This is a genomic window from Mycobacterium shunyiense (assembly GCF_058270075.1).
In genome coordinates this window covers 476,360-490,555 of the sequence record NZ_JBZDPU010000014.1, presented here as the reverse complement: position 1 = coordinate 490,555, position 14,196 = coordinate 476,360, and the positions used below count along the sequence as shown (strand labels likewise).

Below are 14,196 nucleotides of genomic sequence, written 5' to 3'. Positions count from 1 at the left end.
GACGCCGCCTCACGACGCCACCTCCGCCGGATCTCGCTGGATGGGCTTGGGCCATGGGGAACGCGGCGGGCGCGGCCGCACCCGCTGCGGCCACCAGAACCACCGCCCGAGCAGAGTGGCGATCGACGGTGTCATTAACGCCCGGATGACGAACGTGTCGAACATCAGGCCCAGGCCGATGGTGGTGCCGACCTGGCCGATCACGATCAGCTTGCTGACCGCCATCGAAGCCATGGTGAACGCGAACACCAGCCCCGCGGCGGTGACCACCGGACCGCTGCCACCCATGGCGCGAATGGTGCCGGTCTTCAACCCGGCATGGATTTCCTCTTTCATCCGCGACACCAGCAACAGGTTGTAGTCCGCGCCGACGGCCACCAGCACGATGACCGACATCGGTAGCACCATCCAGTGCAGCGGTATCCCGACGATGTGCTGCCATATCACCACGGAGAGTCCGAAGGCGGTGGCCAAGCTGACCACCACGGTGCCGACGATGACCGCCGCGGCCACCAGAGCCCGGGTGAGGATCATCATGATGATGAGGATCAACATCAGCGCAGCCGTTGCCGCGATCAACAAGTCGTAGTCGGCACCCTGCTGCATGTCCTTGAACATCGCCGCGGTACCGCCGAGGTAGACCGAGGATCCCTCCCACGGTGTTCCCCTGATGGCCGCGGCCGCAGCGTTCTTCAGCAGCTCGGAACGGGACGTGCCTTCGGGCGTCAGCGGGTCGCCTTCATGAATGATGGTGAACCGCACGGCCTTTCCATCCGGCGACATCATCAGCTTCATGCCTCGCTGAAAATCATCGGTTTCGAACGCTTCCGGGGGAATGTAGAACGAATCATCGTTCTGGGCTTTGTCGAACGCCTCTCCCATCGCGGTGCTGTCCTTCTGCTGCGCCATGGTCTGGTCCTGCTGCGTCTTCTGAACCTGATACTGATTGAGCATCATCTGCTTCTGGTTCTTCATCGACTGGATCATCGACGGCATCAATGCGACCAGTTGCGGCATCAGGGCGTCCAGGCGCTCCAGGTCAGGTACGAGATCCTGAATGTCGTCAGACAACGTGTTGATTCCGTCGAGAGTGTCGAATATCGACCGCAACGCCCAGCACACCGGGATATCGAAACAGTGTGGCTCCCAATAGAAGTAGTTTCGGATCGGCCGGAAGAAGTCATCAAAGTCGGCAATGTGGTCGCGAACCTCATTGGTATCCGTCGAGGTCTTCTTCGTCTTCTGCACCATGCTGTGGGTGACCGCAGCCATCTGCTGGGTGATGGACTGCATCTTCTGCATCGTGTCGATGGAGGTCTGCATCTCGCCCGCCTGGGCCAGGATGTTGTCGATGACCCCCTGCTGGTAGTCGTTGCCCATGATCTGGCCCGTGCCGCTCTGGCTGAGTGTGTACGGGATCGTCGAGTGCTCAATGGGTTTGCCGTCGGGGCGGGTGATGGTCTGCACCTGGGCGATGCCCGGCACCTGCGCCAGCTCCTTGGCGATCTTGTTGATCACCAGGAAGTCAGCTGGATTCCGCAGATCGTGATCCGTCTCGATCATCATCACGTCGGGATTCATCCTGGCCTCGGAGAAGTGTCTGGTCGCAGCCGCGTAACCGACATTCGCCGACACATCAGGGGGCAGATATCTCCGATCGTTGTAGATGGTGTGATAGCCGGGCAGGGCGAGCAGACCGAGCAGGCACGCCGACACCGCGAACACCAGCAGCGGGCCGGGCCAGCGGACCGCCGCGGTGCCGACCCGGCGCCACCCTCTGGCCTTCGACTTCCCGCGCGGCTCCAGGAACTTGCCCCAGCGGCTGGCTATCGAGATCAGCGCGGTTCCGAACGTCAGCGCTGTCGCGACGACGAACGCCATACCGACGGCCAAGGGGAAGCCCATCGTCTGGAAGTAGGGCAGCCGGGTGAAGTGAAGGCAGAAGGTGGCGCCCGCGATGGTCAGGCCCGAGGCCAGTACGACGTGGGCAGTCCCTTCAAACATGGTGTAGTACGCCGATTCTCGATCCTCGCCGGCTCGGCGCGCCTCGTGATATCGGCCGACCAGGAAGATCCCGTAGTCGGTCACCGCGGCGATGGCCAGGGTCACCACCATGTTCGTCGCGAAGGTTGTCAGGCCAAAGACGTTGTAGTAACCCAGGAATGCGACCAGCCCACTGGCACCCGCCAGTCCGGCGATAAGCAGTACGCACAGGAGGAGCGTGGTGGTCACGGATCGGTAGATCACCAACAGCATGACGATGATGACCCCGAAGGTGACCATCTCGATCATCCGCATGCTCTCGTCGCCGATCCTGTTCTGATCCGAGCTCGTCGCCGCCGCGCCCGTCACGTACGCCTTGACCCCCGGCGGCGCCGGGCTCTCCTCGGCGATCTGACGAACGGCGTCCACCGATTCATTGGCCAATGCCTCGCCTTGATCGCCCGCGAGGTAAACCTGGACATACGCGGCCTTGCCGTCGACGCTCTGGGCTCCCGCCGCCGTGAACGAGTCGCCCCACAGGTCCTGCACGTGCTCTACGTGTTTGGTGTCGGCGCGCAGGTCGCGGATCATCTTGTCGTAGTACGCGTGCGCGTCGGCACCCAACTTGTCCTGTCCCTCGATCACGATCATCACCGAGCTACTGCTGCGGTATTCCTCGAATTTCGTGCCGATACGTTTGATGGCGATCATCGACGGCGCATCGTTGGGGCTCATCGACACCGACCGCATCTTGCCCACTTCCTCAAGTTGGGGCACGACGGTGTTGAGAATCGCGATCAAGGCGATCCAGATAACGATGATCGGGACAGCGAAAATCCGGATGAACCGGGGGATGACCGGCCGCGACTTGTGACGCCGGCCTGGAACGGGAGCGGTCGGCGCATCGTCTAGAGGCGCGCTCATGCTGCCTTCACCAGGCAGAAGGTTTGTGCGTTCACTCCGGTAGCCGTCCTCTCGTCCTTGACGACGTCATCGACGGTGATTCGGCAACCGATGCTGTCGCCGTCGGTCTGGGCCAAGATGTTCGGTGACGCCGAGGGGGCCGTAGTCGTCAACGTCAGACTCCAGGGCAGCCCCACGGTTCCGGCACGCTGTGGAATTCCGTCAAGATCCTTGTAGTTGATCACCGCCGTACCGCCCGAGCCGTACACCTCATAGGTGACGACCTTGGGATTGAACTTCTCCGCGGTGTCAGCGCCGATCGGTGTGACCAGCACCGGATGCGCACCGAAGATCGTCCTCAGGTGCGAGACCGTGAGAAAGCCAACGGACAGGGCAACCATGATGGCGATCGGCAGCCAGACCTTCCGGAATATTTTTGTCAGCATCCCTGCCTCCCGAAGTTGACCAATGCAACCTTCGGCCACCTGCTGACCCGACCGATTTCCCAAGGCCATCGAACACGTGACCGCGGTACACGTGTCGGAAACCTATTGGCAGCTGTCATCGTCCGGCCTTTCGAAGTTTTCGAATGGCCACAGGATCTGGTGGTCGTCGTCAGCTTAAGGAGCAAACCTCGACCGCCGGACGAAAACGCAACGAAATGGGTGGTGAAGAGCTCGCTGCGCTAGTGCAGGCGCGAGTCCAGGGCAAGAAGTCCAGGGCCGGACAGGCGGTCGAACGCGACGGTGCGACCGCACACCGCCAGCATGATCGCAACGCCCGGACCGGAGACGGCCCGGCCCTCCCCCCATGTGCGCCCAGTATCCTCGTCGTGTAGCGCGATACCACGCAGGCGATTACGTGGGAAGAACCCGAATTGTGTTCGGCTGGTGAGGAAATCGAGCACCCGAGCGACGTGCTCAGGATCGGGCTGATGCGGAAGTCCCAGCGGGATGCGCATATCGGCGCCGTGCACCAACACATCTGTCAGTCCCGACAACGGGCCGGTGATGGGCGGGCTGAGCCGATAGTCGGCGCGACGACGGAGCGTCTCGGCGATCTCGGCAGCTGACGCCTGGGCCCGGCGGCGGGCCAGTGCATCGATGCCGCGGTCGATATCACCGTGGCGGATACCGCTGACCAGGAATCCCCAGAACCCGTCGGTGAAATCGCTGACCAGATGAGCCGCAACCGTCTTGACGTCCCAGCCCGCGCACAGGCTCGGTGTGGCCAACTGGTCGGCATCGAGCCCCTCGACCAGGGTGGCGATCGACCGGCGCTCGTCGGCCACCGCCGCGAACACCCGCTCGCGCTCGTCTCGGCTCAACCGCACAGATCGGCCTTTCAGCCCGGGACACCGGCTTTGAGGGTGGCCAACGCTTCGGTGCTCAGCCGGGCGAGCTCGTCGGCCTCGGCCTGATCAAGGGCGGCCTCGAAGATCTCGACCATCCGCCGGTTGGTCGCCTGCTCGATCTCGGCGTACCGGTCCTTCTTGTCTTCACCGTCGGCGAATGGCTCGGGCCAACCGAACATCGCGGTGTACTGGGGCCCCTTGTTGAGCATGTGTGCCTCCACCGGGGCGATACCCGAGATCGTGAGCGCGTTGAAGTGAACGCCCGCGCGCAGTTCACGGAGCACGAACATCACCTGCAGCGCCCGCGCCGGGGCATCGTCGTCCAGCGGCATCGCGCGCCACCCCGCGAACAGCGGCAGGCCCGCGATCGGCGTCGCGGCGATGAGCTTCTCCCCCAGTTCGGAGATGCGATCCAGCCCTTCGGCAGCGGACAGGTACTTGCGTCCGAACTCCGCGGCCTGCTCCCAATACTGTTGTGCCGCACCCTCAGCGCCGCGGACCGCGACGCCTTCATCCCACATCGCGGCAAGGCCGGTCGGCTCGAACACCGCGAAAACGGCACTGACCGTGGCACCGGACGCATCACCCAGCACCCCGCCGCGGCCTGCGACATACCCCGCCAGCGGATTCTCGTAGCCGGCGGCGATACTGGCCGCGAAGCTCTCCGGATGCAGCATGAAGATCGCGACCGCCTGCTCCATCGCCGTACCGGTAGCGGCAGCAGCGTTCAGCATGTCGGTGTTGGTCATGACAGTGATTCCTCCTGGTGCATCATCTGGCGAGATCCCACTGGCCGTAATCGGCTGCGAGAACGTCATTCACGTCGACGTGGATACCGTCGATCACGAAACCCGGGTCGGATGCGGTCACGACCTCTCTCTGGAACAGCACGGCAGCCGGCTCACGCTCACCCCGCGACCATGCCTTCGTCTGCCAGGCCCACCGGTAGCCGGGAGTGCTGGAGGCGCCGACCACACCGTCGGCTAGCGCCCATCCACATTGCCTGCGACCGCCGTAGATTCCGGTCCGCGCCACCCCCAGCACGGAGTTGATCCCCCGAAACCACTGGACTGCCAAACGTTTCCACGTTGCCGCGTCGATGTCCTCATCGACGCTGAAGAAGATCGGTGCCGATGCCGGACCGCCCGCCGCGGTATGGAGCCCCAACGCCGTCCGCGCGTCGGCCACACCTCCGTCGTACCCGCGGGTGAAGTCCGACGGCGTCGGCCACCCGGGCTTGCCGAACTGGTAGCAGCTGACGACCTGCAAGCCGGCCGCGCGGAGGCGATCGGCGTAGTCACGGGTGACGGGCTTGAAATCGAACGTGGCGCCCGGCCGCAACTCGGACACATAGACCAACGCACCGCCGAACCCCGCGGACTTGAGCTGTTCGGGCTGGACCAGCCGGTCGGCGAAATCGACGATCTGCAGACCGTCGGCCGAGGCCGTCGGTGCGCCGGCTGACGCAGTCAACGCACCCGGGACAACCAAGGCCGGGGCCAGGACAGCGGCATACCTGAGGACTTCGCGTCGTGAAGCGGATGGCGTCACGCAGGAAGCGTATCCCCTGTTGCCTCCGCTGAGTGTTGCGGCGTTGGAGCCAGAACTGCTCCGTATCGCGGGCCGATGAACCACAATGTGTTCACTCAGTTGGCGGCCGAGCGAACAGACGATCGACTGGCAGGACCACCCGTGCGACGTGACGTGATCGATTTCGACGTGATGCTGGATCATTCATGTCCGGATATCTGGGAGGTCCTGCAATCACACGAGGAGTATCCGCGATTCTTTCGCGGACTCGGGTCGTGCGAGCAGACCTCTGACCATGCGCAGCAGTTCGAGCTCCGGTTCTCCACCCCCCGCGGCACAGTCGTTGTTCACGAGATGCACCTGACAGTTCGGCGCTCCGGCAGGGAGATGCTCCTCCACGCCACCCAGATGCCCGAAAGTTCGGTGTCGATTCGGCTGACTCCCGGAGCGAACGACACCCGGATCGCAGTGACCGCCTTCTCCATCGGCCAGCTTCACCCTGACCTGGCCAAGATCGACGACAGCGCCGTCGAAAACTGGGTCCGAGAAGGCCTACAGCGCATTGCCGACTATCTGGCCGGCAAGCCATCCTCACTCCTGGTCAACATGGGCGACATGCGCTCCCTGCAGCTCAGCGTCGCCAAGACCATGGTCGTCAGTGGCGTCGTGCGGGCATCCCGGCCCGATCGCGGACTGCGACAACTCAACTCCCTGTCCAAGTGGGGATTCACCCTGGCCGGCGGCCTCACCTCCGCCGCTGCCCGATCACCCCGCAACCTTGCGTTGATCGATGGCCTCGGGCAATCGACCTATGCGGAAGTGGCTGAGCGAACCACCTCCATCGCGTCGGGTCTCACCACCGTCGGCTTCACCGCGAACAGCAAGCTCGCCATCCTGGCGCGCAATCACTCGGCGATGGTGGAGTGCATGGTGGCGGCCAGCAAGCTGGGCGCCGACCTCGTGTTGCTCAACACCGGTCTGGCCGCGCACCCGATCGAAGAGATCATCCGCCGCCATGCCGTCGACGCGATATTCGTCGACGAGGAGTTCGAACAGCAGGTGCGCTATCTCCCCGCCGAGATTCCCCGCATCGCCACGCGCCCCGCTTCCGCTGCACCGCAGCGTCGTTCGATCGGCGACCTGATCTCGGCCGGTACCAACAACGGGCCACTGGCCCCGCCGAAACAGCCGGGCAAGCTGGTCGTTCTCACCTCCGGTACAACGGGCACACCGAAAGGTGCGCGCCGACCCACCCCACAGGGCTTCGGCACGATCGCCGCGATGCTGTCCCGGATGCCGCTGCGTCGCGACGAGGTGATGCTGGTGGCCGCGCCACTGTTCCACGCCTGGGGCCTGGCCGCGCTGCAGCTCAGTGCCGCGCTGCGTGCGACGGTGGTGCTGATGGAACGGTTCGACGCTGAAGAGTGTCTGAAAACCATTGCGCAACACCGATGCACGGTCCTGATTGCCGTACCGGTCATGCTGCAGCGGATTCTTGAGTTGCCGGTCTCCGTGATCAATCGATACGACACGTCGTCGCTGAGGGTGGTTGCCAGCAGTGGGTCGCCGATCCCCGGAGCCTCCGTCATCAAGTTCATGGATACCTTCGGCGACATCCTGTACAACTTCTACGGCTCGACCGAAGTGTCCTGGGCGACGATCGCCGACCCGACCGACCTTCGCGCCGCCCCGACCACCGCCGGTCGGCCTCCGCTCGGTACCCGCATCGCCATACTCGATCAGGCGGGCGATCCCGTGCCGGTCGGCGCCGTCGGTCGCATCTTCGTCGGCAACGACATGCTGTTCGACGGCTACACCAACGCAGCGTCACCTGCCATCAAAGACCAACTGATGGACACCGGCGATGTCGGACACCTCGACGCCAGTGGGCGCCTCTTCGTCGCCGGACGCGACGACGAGATGATCATCTCCGGCGGCGAGAACGTTTTTCCGCGGCCCGTCGAAGAAGCGCTCGCGCTGTTGCCACAGGTCTCCGAAGTCGCGGTGATCGGCGTTCCCGATCCGGTGTTCGGCCAACGCCTCGCGGCGTTCGTCGTCGTTGCCGACGGCGCCTCTCTCGACCAGGAAATGGTCAAGAATTACATCCGAAACCGCCTGAGCCGCTTCTCGATTCCGCGCGACGTCACCTTCCTCGACAAGTTGCCGCGCACGACGACAGGCAAGATCATCAAACGTAGCCTGCTCGAGGGATAGCCCGACCGAAGGCTGCGCGGCATCGCGGTCAGTGGCGCGGCGTCGTGGTGATGTGCACGTGGTCGTAGTGGCCGTAACCCGATGACTGCGGACCGCTCGGCGTGTAATAGGTGCCGCGCCAGATCACGTCCTGCAACCCGAATCGGGCCGCATTGCTCAGCGCGTACGCGAGAATCTCGTCGCCGAGCGCGATGCCCTCAGGGCTTTCGGGGTTGGGAATCATGATGTCGATCGCCAGACCGCTGGGATGCCACGGCTTCGAATCCGGCCGGACCCCGTCGATGTCGGCGATCTGGGGAAAGCGCGCGCTGACGGCCCGGGCGGCCAGGATGGTGTTGGGCTGTAACCCGACCTCGGAGGCGACACCGACCGGCAACCCTTCCGGGATGTCTGCGGGAGCGCCCACGGGAAGTGATCCCGCGTTGTCGACGATTGCCTGCTGTTGCGGTGCCAGTGCGCCGTACTGCGCCTCTGCGGCGGCGATCTGCCGCTGCAGTTCACTCCATTTGGCCTGAAGGTCTGCGCGCACAGCGGAGGCTTGCTCGACGGCGGCGCGGGCATCAGCGGCCGATGTCTCTGACGCCTGCGCGGCGGCCGCCGCGCGCTGATGCGTCGCCTTGAAGGCGAACATGTCATCGGCCGACTTGGCAGCCACGACCCGTTGCAACGACAGCTTGTCGATCAGTTGTCGCGGCGAGCCTGCGGTCAGCACCGCTGCCATCTGACCGTCGCCGCCGCTCATATAGGTCATTGCCGCCACCCGGTTGACCGCGGCCTGATAGGGCGCAAGCTGGACGTTGGCGGCGGCAAGGGCCTCCAGGTCCGCGCGGTGGCGGTCTTCGGCCGCGGTCTGGGCAGCAAGTTTGGCGTCGACATCGCGTTGAGCGGCAGTGACGGCCTCGCGACCCTGCACCGCCTGTCGGGACAACTCGTGGAGCTTCGACAGCGCGTCAGCCCCGGGCTCCGCCTTCACGTCGCCCATCGACGTCGCCACCACCAGGGCGGCGATGGCGGAACCGCACAGCGCTCGCCGCAGTGAATGGCGCACCCAGGTCATACGGATTTGTCACGATCTTTCGCTGCGAGGACCGTCGTGGCCCGGCTTGGACGTCTCGCACAGGCTACGAACTGGCATGGGAGATGTCGAGTCTCTCTTGAGCTGCTTTTCACGATGCCATCCGAAGAGTCGGGTAGCCGACTACTCGCGCACCCCGAAACGTGCCCGCCCAGGATTGGATCCATCAGCAAGCAGCCCGCTTGCGCGAACCAGAGGTGGACGAAAAATGGGACTCAACAGCATGCTCCTCACCTCGCCGGCTCGTGACGGTCAGCTCGAGGCCTGCCTGGTGTCTGATCCGGCGCACATCGGGGAGGGCATCCACGACGTCGGCGAGCACGTGCGGCGAATCCAGATCGCGCTGAATGAGGTCGATGCCGCCGGGCTCTCCGTGGACGGTGTGTACGGAGAAGGCACCGGCGACGCGGTGGAGGCATACAAGAACAAGCGCGGGATTCTGGGCCCGGGGCAGGTCACCGCAGACAGGATCGTCGGAAAAGGCACGATCAGACATCTCGACGACGACGTCAGGGATTTCGAGAGCCTGACGCCACCGGGAGACGGCCTGGTCTCACCCACGGAAGCGGGCGACCTACATGATCATTCGCAATGCCCGACCCCACCGCGCGTCTCCGCGCCGGGGCCCGACGGCCGTGCCCAGCATCAGGGGACCCCGATCAACCCGATCGGGAACGCCATGCGGATCAACATCTACGGCGAGGGGGAAACCGACTACCTCGGGTTCTCCGACTTCGCCACCGAGAGTCAGCATGCTCATGGCCGACCATTGACGGCCGGCCTGGTCAGTGGTTGCGCCAGCGATATCTGCATGCGCAGCGCGCCCATCAACCAGGTGACCCTCGAAGAGATTCGACGCCTGGCACAGTCAGCCCTCGTCGGTGGGTGCCGGTTCACCTACGCATCGAACCAAGTGCAGTTCTCGACCCCACGCGCGGACATTCTCAGCCTCGGCACCGTCATCCAGCAGCACCGCATCTCCGACCCCGCCGATCCCGGGAATCCTCAGTTCGACATGGAGGTGTGGGTCGTCGAAATGTTCTGACTGCCCAACCCGGGAGGAAACCCCGGCTACTCGGCAGCGAGCCTGACGATTGTGTCTCTCGTAGCGGTCTCGCGGAGGTTCGTGTTCATGACGTACACGTTGCCGTCGCCGTCGACCGTGATGGCGGATGGGCTTTGAAGCCCGTTGAACGGGAGTTCGACCCAGTCACCCCCGCCGGCCGGCATCCGAGACACCGTTGCGGCCTTCCGGTCGGTGGCATACAGATTGCCCGCGGCGTCCACCGCCAGCCCGCCCACCTTGTCCGGCGCCCCTGCCACCGGCTCGGCCTTCTCCGCGTCCTTCGCAATCTTCACGATCTTCTCGTCCATGGCTGCATACACGTTGTCGTCGGCGTCGATCACCAAGTGCCCCAACCCGTTGGTGATCTCGACGGAGAGCTCCGTGGGGGCGCTCGCGCCGGGCGTGAGCTTCAACAGCTTGTCGCGCTGGTTGTCGGCCAGGTAGACCGACCCGTCCTGGCCCACCGCCATCTGACCGTGCCTGGTGAGCTTGTCGAACGGCAGCGGCTCCGAGGTGGTCGAGCCGGGTGCGATCGTCTCGACGACGCCATCGAGAGTGGCAAAGGACAACCGGCCGTCCGGCGCAACCCCGAACGTCGACACAGGAGGATTGCCACTGGGCTTCATGGGCGTCGGCTGGGCCGCCCCCGGAATCAAGGTCGCGAACCCACCGATACCACCCAGATAGAGAACGTTCTTCGCGTCGACACCCATCTCCCGGTAGTCAAACCCACTGAACGGAATCGTGGTCTGCTCACCCGACTGCAACGGGACATCCTTGATCAGCGCGGTCGGCGCAGACCCCGGCGAACACGCCACCAGCACACTGCCCAGGACAGCAACGACCATGCCGAAGACACATCCTGCACTCGGACCCAGTTTCATCTGTCCCCTCCCGACAGTTCGGATCCTAAGCTTGCCCGTCCCAGCGGATGACTTCCTCTTCAGGCGCGCGTTTCGGTGAGCCGGGCCAGGGTGACTCGCCGGTCAGGTTGGTCGCCGCGCCTCCTCGGCCATCTGGGCGGCCGATTAAGCTGGTAGGACCGGCGGGCGCAGAGTCCATCCCAGCTGCCCTGGCTATGGATCAATTGGAGGACTTATGCGGAGGCGGCTGTCGAAGCCTGCGATGACGTGCATGGCGATCGTCGGCGTGGCGCTGCTCGTCAACGGTTCTGCGGCACCAGCTTGGTGCATGCCCGCAGCGCCGGTCATCGCCCCGCAGCCGCCGTTGACACCATTGGACGTGGATGCCGAGCCGCTGACGCCATGGGACGGACTCGATGCCCGCACCCGCCAGGCCACCGCCGACGCGGCCAAGTCCGGAGCCGACATCGAAGTCGTCGTGATGGACCGCGACACCGGTCAGATCGTCTCCAACGGTGCCAACCAACCCTTCCCGATCGCCTCGGTGGTGAAGCTGTTCATCGCCGACGACCTGCTGCTGCAGGAATCCAAGGGCGAGACGAAACTGTCTGCTGCGGACCGCAAATCGCTCGACATCATGCTCCGCTCCTCCGACGACGGCGCGGCCCAGACCTTCTGGGACCGCAGCGGAGGAAACGCGATCATCTCACGCGTCGTGGCGCGGTACGGATTGTCGGGCACCACCGCGCCCTACAACGGACACTGGGACGTCACGCAGAGCACCGCAAGTGACCTGGTCCGCTATTACGACATGCTGCTCGACGGCACTGGTGGGCTGCCTCCGGAACAGACCAGCGTGATCATCACCAACCTCGCCCAATCCACGCCGACGGGAACCGACGGATACCCGCAGCGCTTCGGCATCCCCGAGGGGCTGTTCGCCGAGGCGGTCGCCGTCAAGCAGGGCTGGTTCTGCTGCTGGAGCGGCGCCAACCAGCTGCACGTGTCCACCGGAGCGATCGGCCTGGACGCCCGCTATGTGATGGCGATCAGTTCCCTGGAACCGGGCGACGCCGCGGCTGCTCGCAACACCATCACCCAGGCCGTCAAGACCATGTTCCCCGGCGGGCACATCTGACGCCAGCCGTACTCGCTTACGTTCATGGCGTGTTGTCGGTGCTCTCGCGCAAGTAGGTTCTCATCCTCGGCTGAATCGACCGACCGTCTTGACGTGGCCTTTCGACCTTTGTCTCACGGTGACCGCACTGCCGTTGTCTCACGAGCCGTTGCATTTCCTACAAGTACCTCGAAGGTCATGGGCTCTAGATCTGTTGGACGCTGTAGCGGCTTGAGTTCAGGGCGGCGAGTTTCGTCGCGGTGAGGCCCTCCAACCGCCCGTGCTCGCTCGAACGGCGGTGCGACGTGCTGTCGAGATGCAGCGAAGGTTTATAGGACTCGCCTAATTGCCGTCAAGCAGCTTTGTCACCCCTGCGGCTGTTGTTGAGAATGTGATCGCTAAGCGGCATCATCCAATCGCACACCGACGGCGTCTTGTTCTTCTGCTCCTTCCATGCGACCTGCATCTCGGCCTCGTCGACGATTTTCTGAATTCCCTTGCCCTTCGCGGCGGTCCGGTGCAGGATGCTGCCGACGAAGACTTGCGGTCCGAGAATCCCTGCTGCGTAGCTGATTACGGCGGAGCGCTGCTCACCGACGGAGCGGCAGCCGCTACTTCTTCAAGTCCTGTGGCTTCTCAAGTTCTGTGTTCACACCCGGCTCGCGGAGCTGCGTTGTTGGCGACGTTCTCAATTGATGTCCACGCCGCGAATTCTCACTTTGGTGTCCACTGCCACAGGACGGGGCATTGATTCGCGCCGTGTCTAATCCACCCTGACGGGCTCAATACCCGGCGTTTCGCCACTGACGAGCAACGTCGTCGATATTTGCTTGTGGCCCCAAAGTTGCTCAGCAGCAACGCATCTTGCGAATGGGCTGCTTACGATTGCCCGAAGACGTCAAACGGGACGACCCGTTGCCGCGACCGTACCCGACTGTCGAGTCCCCGATTGGCGTTTCGCGACTAGTGGAACCCCCTTCGGCCCGGACACGCGGGGCGCCAAAACGGTTCTTCAGCAAGCCGCGATCCTCTGGTTGTCAGGCAGCTCCGAAACGAGGGAACAAGCGCTCGGCGTTACCTCGCTCGATGGCATGCCGACCGGCGCTGTCGAGCGCCTTTGAGGACATCAACTGCTCGATGTTGCGGGTGATGAAACCCTCTGGCGCGGCAGTAAAATCGGTGCCGAAGAGGATATGATCCGTGCGGGTGACTTCCAGAGTAGGAAGCAACGAATTGGGGCTGCCCGCCAGCGCGGTCTCGTAGTAGAGATCGGCTAGCACATCACGGAACTGCTGAGCATCGATGGCAACATCAGCGGGCCCTTGACCCAGCCCGAGATGCTCGGCGATACGCACCGCCAAGGTGGGTAACGCTCCCCCGCAATGAGCCAGGATCAGCGTGAGCCCTGGGTGACGTTCAAACACTCCGGTCAAGGCGGCATTGGTGATGTTGCGGGCCGTGTCGAACGGGAACTCGATGAACGATCCGACCCTGCCCAGGTTGAGTTCGCTGCTGTACGCGCAGTCTGTCGGATGCACGAACACCGGCACGCGTCGGCGGCCCAGTTCTGCCAGGATCGGCTCCAAAGTCGGCTGACCGAAGTAACGTCCACCAACATTCGAGGTCAGTGCGACACCGTCGAGCTTCAACACATCGAGGGCGTAATCGATCTCAGCCAGCGTCGCGTCGATGGTATTGAACGGCAGCGTGGCGAAAGCTCCGAAGCGCCCAGGATGGTCTTTAATCACCTCCGCCATGGCTTCGTTGATCTGGCGGACCAGCACCGTGGGGGACTGCGAATCGGTGGAATCAGCAGGATTGGTGGTGAAGCTGAACGGCAACGACAACACCTGAGTGGCGATGTCGTGGCGGTCCATGAACGCGATTGCCTTCTCCGGTGTCCACTCCGCGATCGGGAAGTTGCCCGGCAGAAAGCCTGAATTGCGCAGGTATCCGTAGATTGGTTGGCCCATGTAGTGGTTGTGCACATCAATACGACGACCGGCCATCGCACGCTCCTCTGCTGAGGCGGTGTCGCGGCAATGGCCGCTTCAGCCGCAAGATACTATTCGTATCTTGACGCTAAGCTAT

At 63.9% G+C, this 14,196-nt stretch carries 11 protein-coding genes; 3 read left to right on the top strand and 8 right to left on the bottom strand.

What is annotated here, in order from left to right; all coding sequences use genetic code 11:
* Positions 1-9 precede the first annotated feature (9 nt).
* The 5 genes from AC4ELH_RS13315 to AC4ELH_RS13295 all read right to left on the bottom strand — a co-directional run bounded on the left by AC4ELH_RS13315 (position 10) and on the right by AC4ELH_RS13295 (position 5,791).
* A complete protein-coding gene (locus AC4ELH_RS13315; protein WP_498884840.1) occupies positions 10-2,907 on the bottom strand; it encodes an MMPL/RND family transporter in 2,898 nt (965 codons plus the stop codon).
* Complete coding sequence (locus AC4ELH_RS13310; RefSeq protein ID WP_498885044.1) at positions 2,904-3,329, bottom strand: MmpS family transport accessory protein; 426 nt, start codon at positions 3,327-3,329, stop codon at positions 2,904-2,906. Before AC4ELH_RS13310 ends, AC4ELH_RS13315 begins: the two co-directional genes overlap by 4 nt.
* A gap of 242 nt (positions 3,330-3,571) precedes the next feature.
* Positions 3,572-4,219 (bottom strand): maleylpyruvate isomerase family mycothiol-dependent enzyme, encoded by a 648-nt coding sequence (locus AC4ELH_RS13305; protein ID WP_448444535.1) that lies wholly within the window; start codon positions 4,217-4,219, stop codon positions 3,572-3,574.
* A gap of 11 nt (positions 4,220-4,230) precedes the next feature.
* On the bottom strand, positions 4,231-4,989 hold the full coding sequence (locus tag AC4ELH_RS13300) for an SCO6745 family protein (RefSeq protein ID WP_498884838.1): 759 nt from the start codon (positions 4,987-4,989) through the stop codon (positions 4,231-4,233).
* Positions 4,990-5,011: 22 nt separating this feature from the next.
* Positions 5,012-5,791, bottom strand: a complete 780-nt coding sequence (locus AC4ELH_RS13295; protein ID WP_448444531.1) for a glycoside hydrolase domain-containing protein — start codon at positions 5,789-5,791, stop codon at positions 5,012-5,014.
* A gap of 141 nt (positions 5,792-5,932) precedes the next feature.
* On the opposite strand from AC4ELH_RS13295, the gene AC4ELH_RS13290 reads away from it, so the two are divergent.
* Positions 5,933-7,984 carry an AMP-binding protein gene (locus AC4ELH_RS13290; protein WP_498884836.1) on the top strand — a complete coding sequence of 684 codons (2,052 nt, stop codon included), beginning with the start codon at positions 5,933-5,935 and terminating at the stop codon, positions 7,982-7,984.
* A gap of 28 nt (positions 7,985-8,012) precedes the next feature.
* Here AC4ELH_RS13290 and AC4ELH_RS13285 read toward each other — a convergent pair whose 3' ends face one another.
* Entirely contained in the window at positions 8,013-9,041 is a 1,029-nt protein-coding gene (locus AC4ELH_RS13285; RefSeq protein ID WP_498884834.1) for a coiled-coil domain-containing protein, read from the bottom strand.
* Between the two features lie 226 nt (positions 9,042-9,267).
* Between AC4ELH_RS13285 and AC4ELH_RS13280 the strand changes: the two genes are divergently transcribed.
* Complete coding sequence (locus tag AC4ELH_RS13280; RefSeq protein WP_064880305.1) at positions 9,268-10,104, top strand: peptidoglycan-binding domain-containing protein; 837 nt, start codon at positions 9,268-9,270, stop codon at positions 10,102-10,104.
* Positions 10,105-10,130: 26 nt separating this feature from the next.
* Here the strand turns inward: AC4ELH_RS13280 and AC4ELH_RS13275 are convergent, their stop codons facing one another.
* A complete protein-coding gene (locus AC4ELH_RS13275; RefSeq protein ID WP_498884832.1) occupies positions 10,131-10,973 on the bottom strand; it encodes an NHL repeat-containing protein in 843 nt (280 codons plus the stop codon).
* Positions 10,974-11,223: 250 nt separating this feature from the next.
* Here AC4ELH_RS13275 and AC4ELH_RS13270 point away from each other — a divergent pair, with 250 nt between their 5' ends.
* Positions 11,224-12,126: a serine hydrolase gene (locus AC4ELH_RS13270; RefSeq protein WP_064880301.1), complete on the top strand. Its 903-nt coding sequence runs from the start codon at positions 11,224-11,226 to the stop codon at positions 12,124-12,126.
* Positions 12,127-13,142: 1,016 nt separating this feature from the next.
* On the opposite strand, the gene AC4ELH_RS13265 is transcribed toward AC4ELH_RS13270, so the two are convergent.
* Positions 13,143-14,114, bottom strand: coding sequence for an amidohydrolase family protein (locus AC4ELH_RS13265; protein WP_448444519.1), 972 nt, complete (start codon positions 14,112-14,114; stop codon positions 13,143-13,145).
* Between the last annotated feature and the right edge of the window lie 82 nt (positions 14,115-14,196).